This is a genomic window from Streptosporangium canum (genome assembly GCF_900113865.1).
Lineage (GTDB): Bacteria > Actinomycetota > Actinomycetes > Streptosporangiales > Streptosporangiaceae > Streptosporangium > Streptosporangium canum.
Window position 1 is genome coordinate 16,700 of the sequence record NZ_FOQY01000041.1, and the last position, 18,504, is coordinate 35,203.

The window sequence follows — 18,504 nt, forward strand, 5'->3', positions numbered from 1 at the left end:
CTACCTGGAGCAGCCGATGACCCGCATCGACCTCACCACCCGCGAACTCCACGAACTCCTCGCCCCCGTCCTCCCACACACCGGCACCGACCCCGAAGTACCCGAACTCGGCATCATCCGCCTCGAGGTGCGCGGCGACGTGCTCTACGCCATCGCCACCGACCGCTACACCATGGCCGCCGCCCGCCACCCCCTCAACGACCCGGCCGCCGACATCGCCGTCTCCATCGACCGCGAAGACGCCGCCGCGATGCTCAAGCTGTTCAAGCACTCCAAGAAGCAAGACCCGCAACTCCGCCTCGTCATCGACAAAGTCCCCGTCCCCGTCAACGGACGCGGCGACACCGTCCAATCGCTAGGCCTGACCGTCGACTCCGAAGACGGCACCCGCCTCGTCCTGCACGGCCGCGGCCACGGTGTGCTGCGCTCCTGGCGCAAGCTGCTGCGCCAAGTCGTGGACCGGTCTCTCGCCCCTGCGTCGCCAGCACTGTTCCTCACCCCCTCCTACCTGCCCAGGTGGACCAAGGCGGCCCGGAAGGGCGAACGCCTATCGGTGTTCATCGGACCGGACCCGACCGACCCGATGCTGCTGCAGGTCGAGCACCGATTCATCGGCGTGTGGATGCCCGCCGGCCACCTGGACGCGGGGGAGGAGACGACTGGTAGCCCGTGGGCGCGCGAACTGGCTGACGACACCGACGACTCCGACGACGAGCAGGAAGGGGATGTGCTCCGCACCCCGCCCGCCCAGGAGCCGCGCGACGCCCCGGCCGCAGGCGCGGACCTGGAGCTGCTGGTGCAGGCGGCAGAGCTGGTCATCTCCACCCAGTTCGGGTCGCCGTCCATGCTGCAGCGCAAGATGCGCGTCGGCTTCGCGAAGGTCGGCCAGCTCATGGATCTGCTGGAGCAGCACGGCGTAGTCGGGCCGGCAGAGGGGTCGAAGGCCCGAGAGGTGCTGATCCGGCCGCACCAGGTCCTCGAGGCCGTCGCGGAGATCCGCAGGGCTGAGAAGCACGCCAGCAACGAAGCGCGCACCGACCAGCCAGCCCTCGAGGAAGAGGAGACCGACCGTGGCTGACCCGATCATGGCCCTCACCATCCAACAGCCCTGGGCCTGGGCCATCACCCACGGCACCAAACGCATCGAAAACCGCGCCTGGACCACCCAACACCGCGGCCCCCTCGCCATCCACACCAGCGCCCGCATCGACCGCGACGCCCTCGACGACATGCGCATCCGCGCCACCATCCGCGACCACGGACAGCAGCCGAACTACGTGACCGGCGCCGTCATCGCCGTCGCCCACCTGGTCAGCATCCACTCCTGCACCGGCCGCTGCTCCATCTGGTCAGTGCCCGGCCAACACCACTGGGCACTTGCCGACGTCCGCCAGCTGCCTGAGCCAGTGCCATGCAAGGGGCGACTCGGCCTCTGGCCGCTCTCCGCGGATGCGGACGCGGCCGTGCGCGCGCAGCTCGCTGCACAGGACGCCTGTGTCTGACCCGTCGTCGACCACCAGCCCGGCCGCCACCCGCGGCCGGGCCCCCAGCCGTCTCCACGGACGCCACCGGATGATCCCGGACGGAGCCGGAACGATCCGGAACGCCCCGGAACAGGCGCGGAACGGGTCCGGAACGGGCACAACCCGAAAGGATCTCTCCCCGGTTCCTCCTGGAGACGCCCATGACCTGGGTCAGCACCTGCTCCACATGCAGACGGCCAGCCACCCTCGTGGTGACCGGCCGCAGACCAGGCCTGACTTTGTACACCGCGCTGACCTGCGACGGATGCGCGCCCAAGCACCGGGCCAAAGCTCGCGAAGCCGGACCGGTCACCGAGGAACAGCTACGGGAGACGGCGCAACCGGCACTGTTCTGAGGTCAGTGGTCGAATCCCCACTTCTCCGACCTCGCCTTTTCTTCGGCCTCTGCCTCCTCGGCGAGCCGCTTCTCCTCGGCCACCCGAGCCCGGCGCACCCACTCCCGGTCGAAGCCGGCCACCCGCGCCACCTCACCCACCGGCTCATCAGCAGCCAGGGCGTCGAGCACCTCCCGGGCGAGCGCCTCGCGGGCCTTCTTCTCGTCATCCATGGCGCGTCGGTACGTGCGGCCAAGCCGCTGAAGCCGTGCTCGGCGCTCGCTGTCCATACCCACATGTTCGCACAAGGCATGCGGCATTACCTGGTGGCCTGCGTCCATGACAACGAGTGTGCCACATTCTGCGCCATAGGCAATGCCTCAGGGTGTGGCATAGGATGTTGCCATAAAACAGCAGTGAGACCAGGGAGATCTATAAGAAGGCAGCCCCCACGAAGACAGGCCTAGCCCCGCATCCAGTAGCCCACCAACCAGCACAAGCACCATGGGGGACCGGTTGACCACCGAGACCGACGCGCCGCTCTGGGACCGCGAAGCCGAACAGACGGTACTCGGCACCTGCATGACCGTGCCCTACATCGTCGGCCACATCCGCGCCATACTCCCCGAACCGCGGGCCTTCCGAAGCCCCCAGCACCAGATCATCTACACCGCCATCCTCGACCTCGTCGACCACGACGGCCCCACCGACACCGTCGCCGTCAAGGACCACCTGCAACGCGCGAAAACCCTCGGCCAGGCCGGAGGACACGAATACCTCCTCGCCATCGACCGCTCCGCACTCATCGCCGGAGACCCCGCCTACCACGCCCGCATCGTCCTGCGGCACTGGCGCAACCGCGAAAGCATCTACCAGGCGCACCGCACCATCCAGGAGCTGCAAACCCTCGACCCCGACGACGGGCCCGACCGGCTGCGCGCCCTCGGCGAACGGCTCCTTAAGACCGCCGACGACCTCGCCCCCGAACGGCCCGCCGACACCGAAGACCGCTTCCCTCGCATCAACTGGGAAGACGCCTTCGCCACCGACTTCACCGAAATCGACTGGCTCCCCGGCCGATTCATGGAACGCGGCCAACAGGCCGCCCTTGTCGGCGACGGCAAAGTTGGCAAGAGCATCTTCACCCTGTACTGGATCTGGTGTGCCATCACCGGCCGGTCCTGCCTTGGCGACATCCGCCGCGAACCGATCAACGTCCTGTACTTCGACCGGGAAAACAGCCTCCGCGACATCGTCACCCGGCTCACCGCCTTCGGCGCCACACCCGACGACCTCCAGGTGCTGCACGAACGGTTCGACTACCGGCTGTTCCCCCGGTTCAGCGGCGCCCTCAACACCTCCGAGACCGCCGCCGGCGAACTGCTCGGCATCGTCGCTGAACGGCCGCGCGACGTCGTCATCTTCGACACCGTCAGCCGCTACATCTCCGGCAAGGAAAACGACTCCGACACCTGGCTGGAGCTGTACAGCCGCATCCATGCCCCGCTCAAGGGCGACGGCATCGCCAGCGTCCGCCTGGACCACTTCGGCAAGGACACCGAGAAGGGCAGTCGCGGCTCCTCGGCGAAAACCCAGGACGTCGACCACGTGTGGGAGCTCACCGCCTACGACGAGACCCGCGCCTACACCGAGACCGTCGAGACGGTCACCACCCGGCTCAAGATGCTGCGCACCCACACCCGGACCGGGTTGGGCGATGACGCGTTCCACGTGACGCGGCGCGGTGAGAAGGAGCGGGGCGGGGCGTGGCTGCCCGGCCGTACCCGGCACGAGCTGACCGACTCGACGGTCGCCGACGCGCACCGGATGAAGATCCAAACCTACGTTGACGATCTTGTCATGCGGGGGGTTCCGAACGGTCTCGGCCGGGACGGGCTGAAGAAGTGGGCGCGCGACAACCGGGTGACGCTGCCCGGGAAAACCGAGGCCGTTTCGGAGATCGTCGCGGCTCTGAAAGCCGCTCAGAAGGTGACCTCATGAGCGTTCGAATTGTGTCCGAAAAGTCTCGAAATGTCTGTACCCGTCACTATCGCATTTTCACCTGTCCCCTTGACTGTCCCCACCTGTCCCCTGACAACACAAAACCCCAGGTCACGCCTGTCCCCACATCTGTCCCCGCCTGTCCCTGGCCAGTACCTGTCCCCTGTCCCCTCCCTATAGAGGAGGGGACAGGGGGACAGGCGAGGGAACAGGCCACCCCCGAACGGACCCAGAGCATGATCATCAAAGCGATAGAAACCCACCACGCCGGCCACCGCTTCCGTTCCCGCCTCGAAGCACGCTGGGCCGTCTTCTTCGACCACATCGGCACCCGCTGGGAGTACGAGCCCGAAGGGTTCGAGTGCTCAGCTCGGCTCACCCTCAGCGAAGAATCGATCCCATACCTTCCGGACTTCTGGCTTCCCGACTTCAACATGTGGGGGGAGGTCAAAGGCCACCTCAGCGAAGAAGCCCTCACCCGGCTACTCAACGTGGCCGCGTCCCTGTCCGGCAACAACGGCGGAGGCTGCCACGACAACGGCGGTAACGACCTCGTGGTGTTCGGCAACATCCCCAGCCACTCAGAGAACGGCGGGCATGTCCCCACCCGGCTCCACATGCACAAGGGCGACCTTCAATGGTCGCCGTGGATGACAGACGGCGACGGAGCCTTCTGCAGCCCCTACGGGAAACGGATCGCCGCCGACGTCGGCGGCGACGACATCTACGAGGAAGCACGCTACGGGCTCACCCCTGAAGTGATCACCCAGACGCTGCTCCGCGGCACCTGGTCAAACTCGGTCCCCGTCGAGATGCGGAACGCGCTCCAGGCCGCCCGCTCCGCCCGCTTCGAGCACGGCGAGAAGCCATGACCCCCAACCCGGCCGTGGCCGACCGCGCCCGCACCATCGCCGACCAAGCCCCAGGCGGCAGCCTCACCCGCCGGGCGGCCGGCTGCATCGTCGTCGCCTACTCGACCACCCGCAGCGACGAGCACGCCCGCAAGGTGCTCGGCCAGCTCGACGACGAACTCCGCGACGCCTGCCATGCCCTCGCCGACGAACTCACTTCGCAGATCCAGGAAGAAGCATGACCCGCACCCTCACAGCCCCAGCCCAAGATGCCCTCTGGGAGATCCCCGCGCCGGCCGTTCCCGCGCAGGCCCCGCCCCCGCTCAAGAAGACGAGGCGCTTCCACGTCCTCGACCTCCCCACCCCCCAACCCAGCCGCTGCGACCCCCGCTGCCTCACCTGCGGCCACGACGAAGGCGACGGCCATTGCAACCCCTGCGCCATCACCTGCCGCCGGCCACTGCTCCGCGTCCCCGTCGAGGTGTGCCTCACCACCACCCACGTCACCGCCCGCCCCGCCGGCGACCGGCTCATCGCCGTCACCTGCCCCTGGTGCACCCACACCCACTGGCACAGCGCCACCGCCGCCAGCCCGTACCGCATCAGCGGCTGCGGCAAGCCCTACATCGTCCACACCGCCGCCCCGGAGGCCGAAGCGTGATCGCCACCATCCACCTCGCCGGACCACCCCAACTCAGTGGCCTCTACCAGGCATGCGTCCGCTGCGGTCACGTCCTCCAGGACTACACCGGCCGCCAGGTCATGGTCCCCGAAGGCCAAGACCCCACCCTCGCCGTCTGGCCCGAAGGCCACCGCATCGCCATCTCCGGAAACGCCACCTGGACTGTGGCCAACGACGCCCCGCTGACCAACGGCGAGACCGAATGCAAGGCCGCCCAGTGACCGACCCCATGAGCGGCGACGACCGCATGAGAAGAGCCGGCGCCACATGGTGCGACACCCACCGGCGGTGGGAGTGCTCGAAGCAGTCGAAGCGCAGCCAGTCCCGCTGCCACGGCATCGCCATCGTGGGCATCGACGCCTGCCGCAGCCACGGCGGCCAGTCCACGGAGGTGCTGAAGGCGAAGGGTGAGGCGCTCAGCGCGTGGCGGGCTGTCCCTGGCCATGTCGAGGTGTCGCCGGCCGACGCCGTCATGGCGATGCTGCAGATGTCGTGGGCGCGTGTGCACGTCTACGCGTCGCTGCTCGAGCGGCAGGTCGCCGACGCCGAGCGGGACGACCCGCGAGGGACCGGCCAGGGCGAGGGGCTGATCGGCCACACCCGGTCGGCGTCCGCTGATGTCGGCGTGTACGAGACCGGCGAAGCAGTCCGCGGCCTCGCCCAGCTCGAGGCGGCCGAGCGGGACCGGTGCGTCCGGTTCGCGAAGGTCGCCCATGACATGGGTATCGCCGACCGGGAGATCCGCCTCGCCGAAGGCCAGGGCATGCTGCTCGCCCAAGCCATTGCGCGGATCCTCGACGCGCTCGACCTGACCGCCGGGCAGCGGGCGCGGGTGCCGGAGATTGTGCCCGGCGTGCTCCTCGCCGTTGGGGGTGGCGACCGTGGCTGATCGCTACCTGCTGGCCGGCGAGCTCGTCGAGGTCCTGATCCGCCCGAACCAGCGGTGGAAGAACCGGCCGCCGCAGAGGTTTCCGATGGATCGCATCAGCGATCACGCACCCCGCAATGTTCTGATCCGCCGCCCTGACGGGCAGCTCGTCGTCCGCCCGTTCCGAGGCATGAGGAGAGCCGATGTCTGACCGCCGTATCCGTCTGGGCCGCCTGTCGATCTACATGGAGCCCCGCGACATCTGGGTCGGCGTGTACGTCGCTCCGGCCGCCGTCTATGTCTGCCCGCTGCCGCTGCTGGTCGTGAAGTGGGACAGGAGGAACCATGGCTGAGATCCCCGAGGAGGAGTGGGATCTCCTCGAACTCTTCGCCAACCTCCGCGTGCGGTTCTGGACGTGCCTCAACCAGGCACACAAGGCCGTCACCTGGACGGGCGACCTGGCTTCCTGCGACACGTGCGGGCTCACCTCGGAGATGACGAGCAGATACCGCGAACTGGTTCGCCAGCACGAACGCCGCGAGATCACTCGGCACATCCGTGCGATCCCCGAAGACGACGAGCCGCTCCGCACGGCCACACGCAAGTTCATCGACCGCCACCCCCGCCTCCGCGAGGGGACCAGCATCGTCGCCGTGCTGCTCGCGGTCGCCGACGAGATCGAGGGAGCCGACCAGTGACCGCCGTCGTGCGCCTCACCCTGCCGACCCGGCTCATCCTCAACAAGCTCCTCGAGGCGCAGGAGCGGGAGATGTACGGGTTCGAGTTGCGCATCCTCACTGGCCTGCCCGGTCCCACGATCCACCAGATCCTCGCCCGCCTCGAAGCACGCGGCTGGGCCACCTCGAGGTGGGAGGACCGGCCGCCCGGCGGTCGGCCGCTGCGCCGCTACTACCGGCTCACCCCAGACGGCGCCGCCCAAGCACGGACGGCACTCGCCAGGCGCGGCGCTGTGAGCGACTCTCCGCCCGCCCCGCCAGCCGAACACGCGGACAGCGGTGATCGCGCCCCACACGCAGCCACAGACGCGCCCATACGCAACACAGGTCACACACGAAACGAGGAGACCAGCCGTGGCTGAACCCGACGAGGTCGAAGTCGAAGCGTGGGACGGAAGCGGCCGTCACATCGTCCGCATGCTCAACCCCGAGCCGCCCGTCACCGACCACACGCTCATCCCCACCGCCGAACTGGCCGAGCTTCGCCGGCGCGCCGAGCAGGCCGAGGCCGCCATCGCTCGCGCGGAGGCGCTGCACTCTCCCGACGACAGCAACCCGCACGGCCCTTGGTGCGGCACCTGCACGACGCGTTGGCCTTGCCGAACGTGGACCGCTTTGCTCTCGGCCGGCAACCCGCCCGTAACCATCACCGAGGAGAAGCCCCGTGACTGACCTGATCTGGCGCCACTACGCCGAGCCCCACTGGCCCCGTTTCTACCGGTACCGGGTGGCCGACGACGTCGCCGGATACCGGCTGGCGCGCAACGTCTACCCATGCGCCCCCACCCAGGAGGGAGGCCCTGAATCCCGTGGGTCCGCGTGGATCGGCCTCGCCCTCGTCATCGGCCGCTACGCCTACTGCGTGAAGTGGGCACACGCCCGACTGCGCCGGGAGGCGAGCCGTGGCTGAGATCCGCGCCTGGTGGGCGCCCTCCGACACACCCCCCAACAGCCCCGACTGGCGGCCGCTCGGCTACCTCACCGACGACGGCCTCCAGATCCTCGACGACCTCCCACACGAACACGTGCCGTTCAACTGGCCGTCCTTCACGCTCACCCTCACCCGCTGCACCGGCCATTGGCCCTGGAGCGCCTGGCGACTCCTTACCGGCACCACCCACCCCGCCGCGCGCAGGGCCAAGACCACCTACCACCGCCGCCGCCGCTGAACCACCGCACCACAAGGGGGACACAACCTTGCCCATCAACCCGCACGCCTGCCCCGGCCCCTGCAACCGCGCCTACCGCGACGCCGTCGACGCCTACGACCGAGCCTTCATCGCCCACTGTCTGGCCATCGCTGCCTACCAGGAGGCCGTCGACGCCTACCCGGGCGTGGTCGCCGCCTGGCACGCTCCTCTGCTGTACCCCGCCCCACCGGCGCGGCCCGCGCCGCTCGCGCTGCCCACCATCCGCCCCTACCTCGCCAACCCGGTCTGGGACTCCCGCTGTACCCGCTACATCAGGCAGGCATTGGCCGAGCTTGACGACCTCGCCAGCGTCGCCCAGGCGCAGGTGGACGGCCACCGCGACGCCGGCGCCCGCTATGGCAAAACCGGCGCTGTCTCCAAGGTGCATGCCTCGTCGCCGTCACCGGTCACCGACACCCTCGACGAGCTCTACGGCGCCCTCGTCGAAGTCGAAGACCAGTGGCGGGAATACCGCGGCTACCAGGACCGGCCGCGCCGGGCCCGCGGCAGCCACGCCCGCCGGCTGACGATCGCCTGGCTCCTCGACGAACTCGACGCCATCCTGCTCCACCCCGGCAGCATCGCGTTCGGCACCGCCACACTCGCCTGGCAACGGCGCCTCCGCGGGCTGACGAAGAGCGACCCGCTCGCGCGCCGCTCCCCGATCCGCTGCTCTCGCTGCTCCGAACGCCAGATCAGCCGCCGTGATGACGGCTACTACCAGTGCGGCAGTTGCGAGAAGCTGATGACGCAGACCGAGCACGACCGCGAATACAGCGAGCAGGCCGACCAGATCCACGAGCAGGAGGCGCACGCGTCATGACCCAAGACCACCCCGCCGACCGGACAGCCGAACTGGAGCAGCGACTCCACGAGGCAAACGCCGCGCTCGCCTGCTTCGTCCAGATGGCTGGCGGCCAGGTCATCGTTCCCGGGGACCTGTTCGCCCGCGCCATGCAGCGTCAGCGGCTCATCCAGGTGGACACTGCGCCCGGAGGAAACCGGACCTACACGCTGGAGGGACTGCTGTGATCGACCGCACGATCCGTGCCACGGCTACCGACCCGAAGGCAGGAATGACGCTCGCCGAGCTGGCCGCATTCGTCCAGGCGGCGCTGCGGGAGGACGCAGCCGACGACGTGCCGGTCAAGGCCATCGTGAACATGCGCGGCGGCATCAAAAAGCTGGAAACCCGGGCATGAGCGACCTGGTGGCGTTCCTGCGCGCCCGCCTCGACGAAGACGAGCAGACAGCGCGAGCCGCTCATGGCCCGAACTGGAACGCAGAGAAGCGGGATGTCGCATATGGCGACGAGTGGGTCGTGTCCGCGATGACGCGGGCCGACGCAGCCCACATCGCTCGCCACGACCCGGCCCGCGTGCTCCGCGAGGTCGAGGCCAAACGGCAGATCATCAACGAGCACCCGGCCCTGCCCGGCTTCAAAGAGGGCCACGCCTACACGGTGTGCACCCGATGCAGCGACTACCGGGGAGACGACGACCGCAGCATCGGTGACAGGCTCATTCGGCCTGCGGAAGCACCCTGCAAAACTCTCCGCCTGCTCGGCCTGCTGTACGCCGACCACCCCGACTACCGCCAGGAGTGGAACCCCTGATGCCCGCGAGCCCCCGAACCAGGGGGCCCCACGCCCCACAATCACCTGGGACAATGAACAACATGGCGGAACCCCTCCCTCTGCCCCTCGACGTCCTGCCCTGCCTCAGCGGAGACGTCATCCTCATCCCCCGCGGCCTCATCTCCGCACGCCTCACACCCGAGCAGCAGCACGAACTCGCCGCGCGCCTACCCGCACTCCAAGGCGCCGACTTGTCTCCCTGATCGTTTCCGTGTCACACTTCGCGCAGACAAGACACGTATGCCCTCACCCAGCCGGTGGGGGCATTTCGCGTATCCAGGGGGTGAACGTGACCTCCCCGGAACCCGTCACCGCCGCAACCGCCGGCCGCCGCCTCGGCAAGACGCCCGCGACGATCCGCAAATGGGCCGAGCGCTACCACGCCGCCCAGCTCGGTCGACAGAACCGCGCCGTCTACTACGACTTCGGCGACCTGGCCACCATCGACGCCTGCATCCACCGCGGCGACCCCGTCCCCGCCACCCCCGCCGACCGCGATCAGCTGCGCGCCGGCTACCGCAACGCCGCCTGACACCCCACCACACCGGGAGATCCCGCATGCCCGCAGAGCCGTACCTGATCGCCGGCATCCGCACCATGCCCGAACACATGACCAGCCCGCCGCAGGTCCTGTTCACCGCCTGGCTGCTCGCCGAGAACATCGACCGCACCCGTGGCAGCAGCATCACCGTGTGGGACGAGGACCCGATCCGCGCCGAGTTCACCCTGTTCGAGCAGGACGAGAACGGTACTCCGATCATCGAGACGCTCTACGTGTCCACACTGCCCCCCATGAGCGGCGTCGCTGGCGGCGACCCCGAATACCAGCCCTGATCTGACCGTCGCCCTCCTGGGCGCCCAGCACACACACGCCCAGGGAGGGCCCCACCATGGCCGTAACCGCCTACGTCTACGGACAACTCAACAAGAGCCTGATGTCCGGCCTGATCAACTTCACCTCAGACACCATCAAGGCCATGCTGCTGTCGGCCTACACCGTCGGCACGACGCTGGACAGCGCCCAGTTCCTGAACACCGTGACCGCGGCTGGCACCGAGGCGACCGGCTCCGGCTACACCGCCGGCGGCGCCACGTTGGCCTCGAAGACCGTCACCTACACCGCGGCCAACTCGTGGACCACGCAGCGCGCCAACAGCACGGCCTACACCGTCGGCGACGTCGTGCGCCCCGCCACCGGCAACGGCCTGGTGTACCGGTGCGTCGTCGCCGGCACGACCGGTGGCAGCATCCCCACGTACACCACGGTCGTGGGCGACGACTTCACCGATGGCGGCGTGACCTGGGTGGCCGAGGGCTCCGGTGTGCTCGTCGTAGACGCCGCTGACCCATCGTGGACGACTATCAACCCGGGCACGCTCGCGGGCAGCCACGTCGTGTTCTACAAGGACACCGGCACCCCCGCCACCAGCCCCGTGATCGTGCTGTGGGACCTCGGTGGCACGCAGACCGCCAGCAACGGCGGAACGTTCACCGCCACGCTGGACAGCACCGAGGGCCTGCTGACCATGTTCACAAGCTGACCCCCTCCGACGTCCGGCGTAGCTGTGCTGAGGGGGGCCCGTGGCGACGCGTCGTAACCTCTGCCTCAACCCAGCGGTCGGCAACAACACCACCGGCTGGGGCGGCGGGTCGACACCCGCCCGGACTGCGGTCAGCGGATTCGCTCGGTCCTGGGCCGCGAGATACACGGCCGGCACGTTCGCGGCCAGCGCGCCGACCAGCCTCAGCGCGGTCACCGTCGGCCTCACCTACACCGTCAGCATCTACCTGCGGCCAACCACCAACGGCGGCGGCAACATCTACATCGAGTGGCTCAACTCCGGCGGCGGCGGATTCGGCTACCCGTCCGCGAGCTATTCACTCACCGCCGGAACTGTTGGCCGCGCCTCTGTCACCGCCGTCGCCCCCACCAACGCGGTCGGCTGCCGAGTCGTCGTCGACGGCATCAACATGTCGGTCAACAGCGTCGACGCCACCGCGGTACTGCTGGAGCAGGTCGCCGCCCTCGACACCTACTTCGACGGCGACACCAGCGGCGCCACCTGGGACGGCACCGCAGGCAACTCGTCCAGCACGCTGACCGACTCGGCCACCGTCACTGCCGCCGGAGCCGCCGGAGCTATCCGCGTCCGCGCCTCGGCCGGGCTGCTCACCGCCGTCCGCGCCGTCTCCCTGCCCGGGGCTGGTGGGGCGGTCCGCGTCCGAGCGGGATCCGGCCGAATCCAAGCCGCCGGCGCCGCACCGCAGTCTGCTGCCGCCGGGGCCGTGCGGATCAGAGCATCCGCCGGAACCATCACCGCAGCCCGCCACGCCCCGCTCGCCGCAACCGCGGGCGCCATCCGTATCCGCGCCGGATCAGGAACCGTGACGGCCGCCCAGGCCGCCACCGTGACCGGTCGCCCCGGGGCGCTGCGCATCCGCGCGGGCGCCGGAACCGTCACCGCCGCCCAGGCCGCGCCCGTCACCGGCGCCTCGGCCAGTATCCGCACCCGCGCCGCCGCCGGGCAGGTCACCTCCGGCATCAGCATCACCGCCGCCGGGCCAGCCGCCGCCATCCGTCTCCGCAGTAGCGCGGGCCAGGCCGCCACCGTCCAGCACGCGCCGCTCGCCGGCACTTCGGCCCGGGCCGCCATCCGGGCGGGCTCCGGCACGGTGTCCACGGTCGCCGGCGGCGTGTCCGTCACGCTCACCGGCCCGGCCGCTGCCATTCGGCTCCGCACTGCAGCACCGGCCGTCACCGCAGCCCAGCAGCAGACCCTGACCGGCAGCACGGCCACGATCCGGCTCCGCCCAGGCGGCGGCCAGCTCGTCGCCGCTCAGCAGACCACGCTCACCGGCGGCCTCAGCACCGTACGGCTGCGCGCCTGCGCAGGCACCGTCACCGCCGTCGACCTCGGCGACGGCGTCCTCCTCACCGGCAGCCCCGGCACCATCCGCGTCCGCACCGCGCCGGGCCTGGTCATCACCACACAGCAGCCCATCCTCGTCGGCGCGGCCGCCGCGATCCGCGTCCTGGCCCGCGCCGGAACCGTGACAGTAGGCGACGGCTCCGAAGTCGAAGTGCCGCCCATTGGTGTGGGCCCGCCCCGCCTCGTCTGGGCGGTCAGCCCGCCGAGCACCCGCTGGTCCACCAGCCCGCCCCGGATCGGGAGGTCATGACACATGGCGTACATGGCCGCTTCTTCCAAAGAGGACGTGTACGTGGCCTGGGGGAGCGAGGCGGTTGGTCTGCCCGTGCAGATCGCGATCATCCCGTGCGTCTCGCCCGAGGACGAGCCGGCCGACGGCGACTACCACGACGCCACCTGGGACGGTTCTGAAGCGAGGCTGCTGATCGGCGCAGGTACCGACGTCGTCCTCACCCCCGGCCAGTACGTCGTCTGGGGGCGCCTCACCGCGGGCACCCGCCGCCCGGTCCGCCGGTCCGGGCTGCTGACCATCGGCACCCCATGACCACCCTGACCGCGTGGGAACACGCGGCCGCCCAGTTCCTGCCGCGCCGCCGCCGCTGGGCCACCCCCGGAGCCATGGCCGCCGAGCTCGACCCGACCACCGTGCAGACCCCGGCCCTCGACCTCATCGACGCCGAACTCGTCGCCCTGGCCGACGGCAGCGGCGACCGGCTCATGATCTTCATGCCGCCGCAGGAAGGAAAGTCGGTCCGCGCCTCCCACCGGTTCGTCGAATGGCTCCTCGTCGACAACCCCGACCTCCGCGTCGGCATCGTCTCCTACGCCGACGAGATGGCCCGCCGCTGGGGATCCGACATCAAGCTCGACGCCCAGACCTTCACCGGCATCGACGACACCATCGACCTCGGCATCCGCCTGCGCGCCGACTCCCGCGCCGCCGGACGGTGGCAGATCGACGGCCACAAGGGCGGCGTCTACTGCGTCGGCGTCGGTGGGGCACTGACCGGCAAACCGGTCGACGTGCTCGTCATCGACGACCCGATCAAGGACCTGGAGCAGGCGCAGTCCGCGGCCTACCGCGACCGGGCCTGGCGATTCTGGCAAGGCGTCGCCGTCCCGCGACTGGGCCCGGGCTCCCGGGTGGTGCTCATCCAGACCCGATGGCACGAAGACGACCCCGCCGGGCGGCTGCTGCAGCAGGACCCCGGCCGGTGGCGCGTCATCAGCATCCCGGCGATCGCCGAATCCGTCGACGACCCGCTCGGCCGGCAGCCGGGCGAGGCTATGGTGTCGGCCCGCGGCGATCGGGACTGGGCGCGGATCCGCCGCGACGTCGGAGAGTACGTGTGGGCCGCCCTCTACCAGCAGCGCCCCGCGCCGGCCGACGGCGGCCTGTTCAAACGGGCCGGGCTCCGCCACTGGAGCCCAGGCGCCGATCAGCGGCTCCTGCTCGGCGACCGGATGATCGACCTGCGCGACTGCTGGCGGTTCCTCACCGTCGACCTTGCCGCATCCACCAAGACGAGCGCGGACTACACCGCGGCCGCAGTCTGGGCCATCGGAGTCGACGGAGACCTCGTCATGCTCGACGGCATCCGCGAGCGCATGGATCCGGCTGGCCACTGGCCTGCCGTCCGCTCCCTGCGCGAGCGATGGTCGGCCGACGTCGTGTTCGTTGAATCGAGGATGTTCGGCACCACACTCGTCTACGAGGCGGGCCAAGCCGGGGTGCCGGTGCAGGAGCTGCACGCCGACGCCGACAAGGTCACCCGGGCCCTACCGGCCACCGCGCGCGCGGACTCCGGCCACCTGTGGTTCCCGCCGCAGGACCGGTTCCCCGAGGTGGCCGACTGGCGCGACGAACTCCTCGCCTTCCCGAACGGCAGCCACGACGACTGCGTGGACGTGGTCGCCTACGCCGCCCGCGTGGCCGGCGCCCACTGGCTACGGCAGGAACCCGCCGTCCTGGTCGACGCCCGCCGAGCATCCCGCGATGACGGCGTGATCGGCCAGGCATACGCCGCGGCGACCGGCGGCACCAGTGGCCTCGACTTCATGAACATCAACTACTGAGCAGGGGGTCCACGATGGTCAGCGCCCCCACCCGGGACATCGGCTCGCTGGAGAACGGCCTCTACGGCACGCTCTACACCGATCTCCTGGAGATCATCCCCGACCTCATGTGGCCGCTGTCCGTCCAGACCTACCAGCGGATGCGCCACGACCCTCAGCTCACCGCGATCCTCGCCGCCTACACCCTGCCCATCCGCCGCGCCACCTGGGCCGTTGACCCGGCTGGCTGCCGCGACGAAGTCGTCCAGACCGTCGCCGACGACCTCGGCCTGCCGATCCTCGGCGCGGACCAGGCGCCCGGCCCGGCGCGCAGGAGGGGTGTGCGCTGGGCCGAGCATCTCCGCCTGGCCCTGCTGTCGCTCGTCTACGGTCACATGCCGTTCGAACGCCGCTACGAGATCCGCAACGGGCAGGCCCGCCTGATCAACTTGGGCGAGCGGATGCCGCACACCATCGGCGCCATCGACATCAACCGCGACGGCACCCTCGCCGCCGTCCGTCAGGACCACGCCGCCGGCAAGCCCATCCCGGCCGACCGGCTGCTCTGGTACAGCCACGAGCGGGAGGGCGCGAACTGGACCGGCCGCAGCGTCCTCCGCGCGAGCTATGGGGCGTGGCTGCTCAAGCACGAGGTGTGGAGAGTCCACGCCACGTCCATCCGGCGTTTCGGCATGGGCGTCCCTTCAGTGGAGGCACCGCCCGGAGGGACCCCGGCGCAGGTCGCCGAAGCCCAGCGCATGGCATCAGCGGCCCGGGTGGGCGACCAGTCCGGCGCCGGCCTGCCGAACGGATTCACCTTCAAGCTCACCGGCCTCACCGGGTCGGTGCCGGACGCGATGGCGTTCATCGAATACCTCGACCAGCAGATGAGCCGCAGCGCGCTGGCCGGACTGCTCGACCTCGGCCAGACCCGCAACGGGTCGCGCGCGCTCGGCGAAACCATGCTGGAGCTGTTCTTCCTGTCGCTCCAGGCCGTCGCTGACGAGCTGGCCGACACCGCCACCCTCGGCACCAGCGTGAACATCGTCGACCTCAACTGGGGCGACACCGAAGCCGCACCGCGCATCGTCGCGACCGACGTCGGTGACCGGCACGAGGTCAACGCCGAGTCGCTCCAGTCGCTCATCGCATCCGGGGCCATCACCCCAGACGCCGAGCTGGAGGCGTACGTCCGCAGCGCTTGGCGACTCCCGGCCCGTTCGCCAGACGCGCCGCCCGCCCCGGACCCCCCGGTGCAGGCCCGCCGCCGACGCACCGCCCGGGCCCGCGCCCGCGAGGTACGCGCCGCCGGATCGGAGGGCGACCGGCGCCAACTCACCCTGACCGAGGCGCAGTCGGGGATGGACCCCGACGCCATCCAAACCGCGTGGGAGACCGCCCTCGACGACCTGCTCACCGCCTGGGCCGACATCAGCGTCGCCTGGCGGGACGACCTCGCCGAGCAGATCCGCGTACTGGTCGACGCCGGTGACCTGACCGGGCTCGCGGGGATGGTGCTCGACTCGGCTGAGGCGGCGCTGCTGCTCACCGACGCAATGATCGACCTGGCTGAACGCGCCGCCATGCAGATGATCGGCGAAGCCGCCTCCCAGGGCGTGATCGTCGAGCCGCCGCCCGTCAACGACAGCTACCTCGGCGACGTCGCCCGCGCGCTGGCCGAACTCCTCGCCGGATGGCTCGCCGGCGCAGCCGCCCGGGAGACGATCCGGCAGGCCGGACCGGACCGGCCGGGGGACGAGGTCGCCGCGGCGGTGGTCGCTCACCTGGAGGGCTTGTCGGACGCGTGGCTGCGCGAGCAGCTCGGCGGAGCGCTCAGCGTCGCCCAGACGGACGGCCGATTCAGCGTCCTCGACGCCGCGCCGGAGGCCGAATACGCCTCCTCCGAGGTGCTCGACCGCAACACCTGCAAGCCCTGCGCTGACCTCGACGGCACGACCTTCGAGAGCCTCGCCGAAGCCAAGGCCAACTACATCAGCGGCGGATTCATCGGCTGCGACGGTCGGCTGCGCTGCCGCGGCATCGTCATCGCGATCTGGTCCGACGAAGGAGAGCCATGAGGCTGAAGACCGCGCGGCCCACGGCCCGCCTGCGGCAGGGCCGCAACGACTGGTACCGCATCACCAACCTGGCCGACGGTGCCGCCGAGGTCGTCATCTACGACGAGATCGGCTTCTGGGGAGTCACGGCTGCGGACTTCATCCGCGACCTCAAGGCCGTCGCCGCCACCGAGATCACGCTGCGGGTCAACTCCCCAGGCGGCGACGTGTTCGACGGCATCGCCATCCACAACGTGCTGCGCAACCACCCGGCCACCGTCACCACCCACGTGGACTCCCTGGCCGCATCCATCGCCTCCGTCATCGCCCTGGCCGGCGACCGGATCATCATGCAGCCCCACAGCCAGATGATGATCCACGACGCGGCCGGCATGTGCATCGGCAACGGCTCCGACATGCATGACATGGCCGCCATGCTCGACCGGCAGTCCGACAACATCGCCGCCGTCTACGTCGAACGCGCCGGCGGCACCCTCGCCGAGTGGCGCGAGCGGATGCGCGCGGAGACGTGGATGTCCGCCGACGAGGCGGTCGCCGCCGGCCTGGCGGACGAGGTCGCACCGCGCCGCGACACCGACACCCCAGCCGCGACCAACAGCTGGGACCTGTCGATCTTCAACTACGCGGGCCGCGAACACGCCCCGCCGCCGATCCTGGCCACCGCCCAGGACCCGGCCCCCGAAACTCCCCCGGTCGAGCCGGCCGCGGGGCCCACCCCAACACCCGAAGGAGAGGCACCCATGCCTGCTCTGGACGAGGGCCTGCGTGAGCGGCTCGGCCTGAACGCCGACGCCGACGAGGCCACGATCCTGGCTGCGGTTGACGAGGCACTCGCCGAGCGCGCCGAGCCCGAGACCACCCCCGCCCCGGCGGCCGAGCCGGTCGCCGCGCAGCTGCCCGAAGGCACCGTGCTCGTCGACTCCGAGCGGCTCGCCCAGCTGGAGCGGCAGGCCGCCGAAGGCGTCGCCGCCCGCGCCCAGCAGCGCATCGAGGCCCGCGACCGCGACCTCGACGACGCCGTCCGCGCCGGGAAGTTCCCGCCCGCCCGCCGCGAGCACTGGGCGCGCCTGTACGACGCCGACCCCGACGGCACCCGGCAGACCCTCAACAGCCTCGCCGAAGGCACCATCCCCCTGGCCGACATCGGCGCCCCCGGCGGCGACGAGGACACCAACGGCGACGCCGAGTTCGACCGGATGTTCCCCACCTACAGAAAGGGCGCCTGAGTCATGGCCGACTACAGCCCCGTCTACACCGGCGGCGCGGCACCGTTCACGATGACCGCATCCGCCACGGTCACCGGCGGCCAGGTGCTCTTCGCGTCCGGCGTCGGCACCGTCGCCCCCACCGCCGGAGCGAACGGCGCCTACGTGGGAGTCGCCGCCCACGACGCCGCGTCCGGCGCCCGCGTCACCGTGTGGCCCATCCCGGGCGTCGTCCACGAGTCCGTCACCCCCGCCGGTGTCACCGCCGGCGGCGCCCTCACCTCATCCACCGCGGGCGGCGTCGACTCCGGCACCCTCGCCACGGTGGCGGCCGCCGGCACGCTCATCGGTACCGCCCTGTCCACCGCAGCCTCCGCGGCCAAGTGCCGTTGGATCGGCCGCTAAAACTCCC

Annotated in this window: 30 protein-coding genes; 29 read left to right on the forward strand and 1 reads right to left on the reverse strand. The window is 70.4% G+C overall.

All coding sequences use genetic code 11. The features are described 5' to 3' along the window. The first annotated feature begins 16 nt into the window (after positions 1–16). Both BM085_RS47605 and BM085_RS37110 read left to right on the forward strand, forming a co-directional pair. Positions 17–1,078 (forward strand): DNA translocase FtsK, encoded by a 1,062-nt coding sequence (locus BM085_RS47605; protein ID WP_093891458.1) that lies wholly within the window; start codon positions 17–19, stop codon positions 1,076–1,078. Next, a complete protein-coding gene (locus BM085_RS37110) occupies positions 1,071–1,502 on the forward strand; it encodes an ASCH domain-containing protein (RefSeq protein WP_093891459.1) in 432 nt (143 codons plus the stop codon). Before BM085_RS47605 ends, BM085_RS37110 begins: the two co-directional genes overlap by 8 nt. 379 nt (positions 1,503–1,881) lie before the next feature. On the opposite strand, the gene BM085_RS37115 is transcribed toward BM085_RS37110, so the two are convergent. After that, the gene (locus BM085_RS37115) at positions 1,882–2,091 is read right to left on the reverse strand and encodes a hypothetical protein (protein ID WP_031166014.1); all 210 of its coding nucleotides are present in this window, start codon (positions 2,089–2,091) and stop codon (positions 1,882–1,884) included. A gap of 271 nt (positions 2,092–2,362) precedes the next feature. On the opposite strand from BM085_RS37115, the gene BM085_RS37120 reads away from it, so the two are divergent. The 27 genes from BM085_RS37120 (at position 2,363) to BM085_RS37235 (ending at position 18,497) form a co-directional block, all read left to right on the forward strand. After that, complete coding sequence (locus tag BM085_RS37120) at positions 2,363–3,859, forward strand: AAA family ATPase (RefSeq protein WP_093891460.1); 1,497 nt, start codon at positions 2,363–2,365, stop codon at positions 3,857–3,859. A 236-nt stretch (positions 3,860–4,095) separates the two neighbouring features. After that, on the forward strand, positions 4,096–4,731 hold the full coding sequence (locus BM085_RS37125; RefSeq protein WP_093891461.1) for a PDDEXK family nuclease: 636 nt from the start codon (positions 4,096–4,098) through the stop codon (positions 4,729–4,731). Then, complete coding sequence (locus BM085_RS37130; protein ID WP_093891462.1) at positions 4,728–4,952, forward strand: hypothetical protein; 225 nt, start codon at positions 4,728–4,730, stop codon at positions 4,950–4,952. The genes BM085_RS37125 and BM085_RS37130 overlap by 4 nt, the downstream gene beginning before the upstream one ends. Further along, complete coding sequence (locus tag BM085_RS37135) at positions 4,949–5,371, forward strand: hypothetical protein (protein WP_093891463.1); 423 nt, start codon at positions 4,949–4,951, stop codon at positions 5,369–5,371. The genes BM085_RS37130 and BM085_RS37135 overlap by 4 nt, the downstream gene beginning before the upstream one ends. Then, the gene (locus BM085_RS37140) at positions 5,368–5,613 is read left to right on the forward strand and encodes a hypothetical protein (protein WP_093891464.1); all 246 of its coding nucleotides are present in this window, start codon (positions 5,368–5,370) and stop codon (positions 5,611–5,613) included. Before BM085_RS37135 ends, BM085_RS37140 begins: the two co-directional genes overlap by 4 nt. 8 nt (positions 5,614–5,621) lie before the next feature. Next, entirely contained in the window at positions 5,622–6,281 is a 660-nt protein-coding gene (locus tag BM085_RS37145) for a hypothetical protein (protein ID WP_093891465.1), read from the forward strand. Further along, positions 6,274–6,471 carry a hypothetical protein gene (locus BM085_RS37150; protein ID WP_143121240.1) on the forward strand — a complete coding sequence of 66 codons (198 nt, stop codon included), beginning with the start codon at positions 6,274–6,276 and terminating at the stop codon, positions 6,469–6,471. Before BM085_RS37145 ends, BM085_RS37150 begins: the two co-directional genes overlap by 8 nt. After that, a complete protein-coding gene (locus BM085_RS44925; protein ID WP_177245462.1) occupies positions 6,464–6,613 on the forward strand; it encodes a hypothetical protein in 150 nt (49 codons plus the stop codon). The genes BM085_RS37150 and BM085_RS44925 overlap by 8 nt, the downstream gene beginning before the upstream one ends. After that, positions 6,606–6,959 carry a hypothetical protein gene (locus tag BM085_RS37155; RefSeq protein ID WP_093891467.1) on the forward strand — a complete coding sequence of 118 codons (354 nt, stop codon included), beginning with the start codon at positions 6,606–6,608 and terminating at the stop codon, positions 6,957–6,959. The genes BM085_RS44925 and BM085_RS37155 overlap by 8 nt, the downstream gene beginning before the upstream one ends. Continuing rightward, positions 6,956–7,360: a PadR family transcriptional regulator gene (locus tag BM085_RS37160; protein ID WP_245789920.1), complete on the forward strand. Its 405-nt coding sequence runs from the start codon at positions 6,956–6,958 to the stop codon at positions 7,358–7,360. Before BM085_RS37155 ends, BM085_RS37160 begins: the two co-directional genes overlap by 4 nt. Further along, entirely contained in the window at positions 7,353–7,670 is a 318-nt protein-coding gene (locus BM085_RS37165; protein WP_093891468.1) for a hypothetical protein, read from the forward strand. The genes BM085_RS37160 and BM085_RS37165 overlap by 8 nt, the downstream gene beginning before the upstream one ends. Continuing rightward, complete coding sequence (locus tag BM085_RS37170) at positions 7,663–7,908, forward strand: hypothetical protein (RefSeq protein WP_093891469.1); 246 nt, start codon at positions 7,663–7,665, stop codon at positions 7,906–7,908. Before BM085_RS37165 ends, BM085_RS37170 begins: the two co-directional genes overlap by 8 nt. Continuing rightward, the gene (locus tag BM085_RS37175; protein WP_093891470.1) at positions 7,901–8,167 is read left to right on the forward strand and encodes a hypothetical protein; all 267 of its coding nucleotides are present in this window, start codon (positions 7,901–7,903) and stop codon (positions 8,165–8,167) included. The genes BM085_RS37170 and BM085_RS37175 overlap by 8 nt, the downstream gene beginning before the upstream one ends. 28 nt (positions 8,168–8,195) lie before the next feature. Next, positions 8,196–9,011: a hypothetical protein gene (locus tag BM085_RS37180; RefSeq protein WP_093891471.1), complete on the forward strand. Its 816-nt coding sequence runs from the start codon at positions 8,196–8,198 to the stop codon at positions 9,009–9,011. Further along, complete coding sequence (locus BM085_RS37185; RefSeq protein ID WP_093891472.1) at positions 9,008–9,220, forward strand: hypothetical protein; 213 nt, start codon at positions 9,008–9,010, stop codon at positions 9,218–9,220. Before BM085_RS37180 ends, BM085_RS37185 begins: the two co-directional genes overlap by 4 nt. Then, a complete protein-coding gene (locus BM085_RS44930; RefSeq protein WP_177245463.1) occupies positions 9,217–9,390 on the forward strand; it encodes a hypothetical protein in 174 nt (57 codons plus the stop codon). The genes BM085_RS37185 and BM085_RS44930 overlap by 4 nt, the downstream gene beginning before the upstream one ends. Then, entirely contained in the window at positions 9,387–9,803 is a 417-nt protein-coding gene (locus BM085_RS37190) for a DUF6221 family protein (RefSeq protein ID WP_093891473.1), read from the forward strand. Before BM085_RS44930 ends, BM085_RS37190 begins: the two co-directional genes overlap by 4 nt. Before the next feature lie 62 nt (positions 9,804–9,865). Then, positions 9,866–10,027, forward strand: coding sequence for a hypothetical protein (locus BM085_RS44935; protein WP_177245464.1), 162 nt, complete (start codon positions 9,866–9,868; stop codon positions 10,025–10,027). An 86-nt stretch (positions 10,028–10,113) separates the two neighbouring features. Then, positions 10,114–10,356, forward strand: a complete 243-nt coding sequence (locus BM085_RS37195) for a hypothetical protein (RefSeq protein ID WP_143121241.1) — start codon at positions 10,114–10,116, stop codon at positions 10,354–10,356. A 26-nt stretch (positions 10,357–10,382) separates the two neighbouring features. Continuing rightward, positions 10,383–10,658, forward strand: coding sequence for a hypothetical protein (locus BM085_RS37200; protein ID WP_093891475.1), 276 nt, complete (start codon positions 10,383–10,385; stop codon positions 10,656–10,658). Positions 10,659–10,714: 56 nt separating this feature from the next. Then, positions 10,715–11,365: a hypothetical protein gene (locus BM085_RS37205; RefSeq protein WP_093891476.1), complete on the forward strand. Its 651-nt coding sequence runs from the start codon at positions 10,715–10,717 to the stop codon at positions 11,363–11,365. A gap of 40 nt (positions 11,366–11,405) precedes the next feature. Then, the gene (locus BM085_RS37210; protein ID WP_093891477.1) at positions 11,406–13,004 is read left to right on the forward strand and encodes a hypothetical protein; all 1,599 of its coding nucleotides are present in this window, start codon (positions 11,406–11,408) and stop codon (positions 13,002–13,004) included. 3 nt (positions 13,005–13,007) lie between these two features. Further along, a complete protein-coding gene (locus BM085_RS37215; RefSeq protein WP_093891478.1) occupies positions 13,008–13,298 on the forward strand; it encodes a hypothetical protein in 291 nt (96 codons plus the stop codon). Beyond that, positions 13,295–14,830 (forward strand): phage terminase large subunit, encoded by a 1,536-nt coding sequence (terL, locus tag BM085_RS37220; protein WP_093891479.1) that lies wholly within the window; start codon positions 13,295–13,297, stop codon positions 14,828–14,830. The genes BM085_RS37215 and terL overlap by 4 nt, the downstream gene beginning before the upstream one ends. A gap of 14 nt (positions 14,831–14,844) precedes the next feature. Then, positions 14,845–16,887, forward strand: a complete 2,043-nt coding sequence (locus BM085_RS37225) for a phage portal protein family protein (RefSeq protein ID WP_093891480.1) — start codon at positions 14,845–14,847, stop codon at positions 16,885–16,887. Beyond that, positions 16,884–18,113: a head maturation protease, ClpP-related gene (locus tag BM085_RS37230; protein ID WP_093891481.1), complete on the forward strand. Its 1,230-nt coding sequence runs from the start codon at positions 16,884–16,886 to the stop codon at positions 18,111–18,113. Before BM085_RS37225 ends, BM085_RS37230 begins: the two co-directional genes overlap by 4 nt. 3 nt (positions 18,114–18,116) lie before the next feature. Then, on the forward strand, positions 18,117–18,497 hold the full coding sequence (locus BM085_RS37235) for a capsid cement protein (protein ID WP_093891482.1): 381 nt from the start codon (positions 18,117–18,119) through the stop codon (positions 18,495–18,497). Positions 18,498–18,504 lie beyond the last annotated feature (7 nt).

Excerpts from the sequence above, each read along its gene's own strand:
- BM085_RS47605 (WP_093891458.1), top strand. The coding sequence starts at position 17 with ATGACCCGCATCGACCTCACCACCCGCGAACTCCACGAACTCCTCGCC.
- BM085_RS37115 (WP_031166014.1), bottom strand. The coding sequence starts at position 2,091 with ATGGATGACGAGAAGAAGGCCCGCGAGGCGCTCGCCCGGGAGGTGCTC.
- BM085_RS37120 (WP_093891460.1), top strand. The coding sequence starts at position 2,363 with ATGGGGGACCGGTTGACCACCGAGACCGACGCGCCGCTCTGGGACCGC.
- BM085_RS37125 (WP_093891461.1), top strand. The coding sequence starts at position 4,096 with ATGATCATCAAAGCGATAGAAACCCACCACGCCGGCCACCGCTTCCGT.
- BM085_RS37130 (WP_093891462.1), top strand. The coding sequence starts at position 4,728 with ATGACCCCCAACCCGGCCGTGGCCGACCGCGCCCGCACCATCGCCGAC.
- BM085_RS37135 (WP_093891463.1), top strand. The coding sequence starts at position 4,949 with ATGACCCGCACCCTCACAGCCCCAGCCCAAGATGCCCTCTGGGAGATC.
- BM085_RS37145 (WP_093891465.1), top strand. The coding sequence starts at position 5,622 with ATGAGCGGCGACGACCGCATGAGAAGAGCCGGCGCCACATGGTGCGAC.
- BM085_RS44925 (WP_177245462.1), top strand. The coding sequence starts at position 6,464 with ATGTCTGACCGCCGTATCCGTCTGGGCCGCCTGTCGATCTACATGGAG.
- BM085_RS37155 (WP_093891467.1), top strand. The coding sequence starts at position 6,606 with ATGGCTGAGATCCCCGAGGAGGAGTGGGATCTCCTCGAACTCTTCGCC.
- BM085_RS37185 (WP_093891472.1), top strand. The coding sequence starts at position 9,008 with ATGACCCAAGACCACCCCGCCGACCGGACAGCCGAACTGGAGCAGCGA.
- BM085_RS37190 (WP_093891473.1), top strand. The coding sequence starts at position 9,387 with ATGAGCGACCTGGTGGCGTTCCTGCGCGCCCGCCTCGACGAAGACGAG.
- BM085_RS44935 (WP_177245464.1), top strand. The coding sequence starts at position 9,866 with ATGGCGGAACCCCTCCCTCTGCCCCTCGACGTCCTGCCCTGCCTCAGC.
- BM085_RS37200 (WP_093891475.1), top strand. The coding sequence starts at position 10,383 with ATGCCCGCAGAGCCGTACCTGATCGCCGGCATCCGCACCATGCCCGAA.
- BM085_RS37205 (WP_093891476.1), top strand. The coding sequence starts at position 10,715 with ATGGCCGTAACCGCCTACGTCTACGGACAACTCAACAAGAGCCTGATG.
- BM085_RS37215 (WP_093891478.1), top strand. The coding sequence starts at position 13,008 with ATGGCGTACATGGCCGCTTCTTCCAAAGAGGACGTGTACGTGGCCTGG.
- terL (WP_093891479.1), top strand. The coding sequence starts at position 13,295 with ATGACCACCCTGACCGCGTGGGAACACGCGGCCGCCCAGTTCCTGCCG.
- BM085_RS37225 (WP_093891480.1), top strand. The coding sequence starts at position 14,845 with ATGGTCAGCGCCCCCACCCGGGACATCGGCTCGCTGGAGAACGGCCTC.
- BM085_RS37230 (WP_093891481.1), top strand. The coding sequence starts at position 16,884 with ATGAGGCTGAAGACCGCGCGGCCCACGGCCCGCCTGCGGCAGGGCCGC.
- BM085_RS37235 (WP_093891482.1), top strand. The coding sequence starts at position 18,117 with ATGGCCGACTACAGCCCCGTCTACACCGGCGGCGCGGCACCGTTCACG.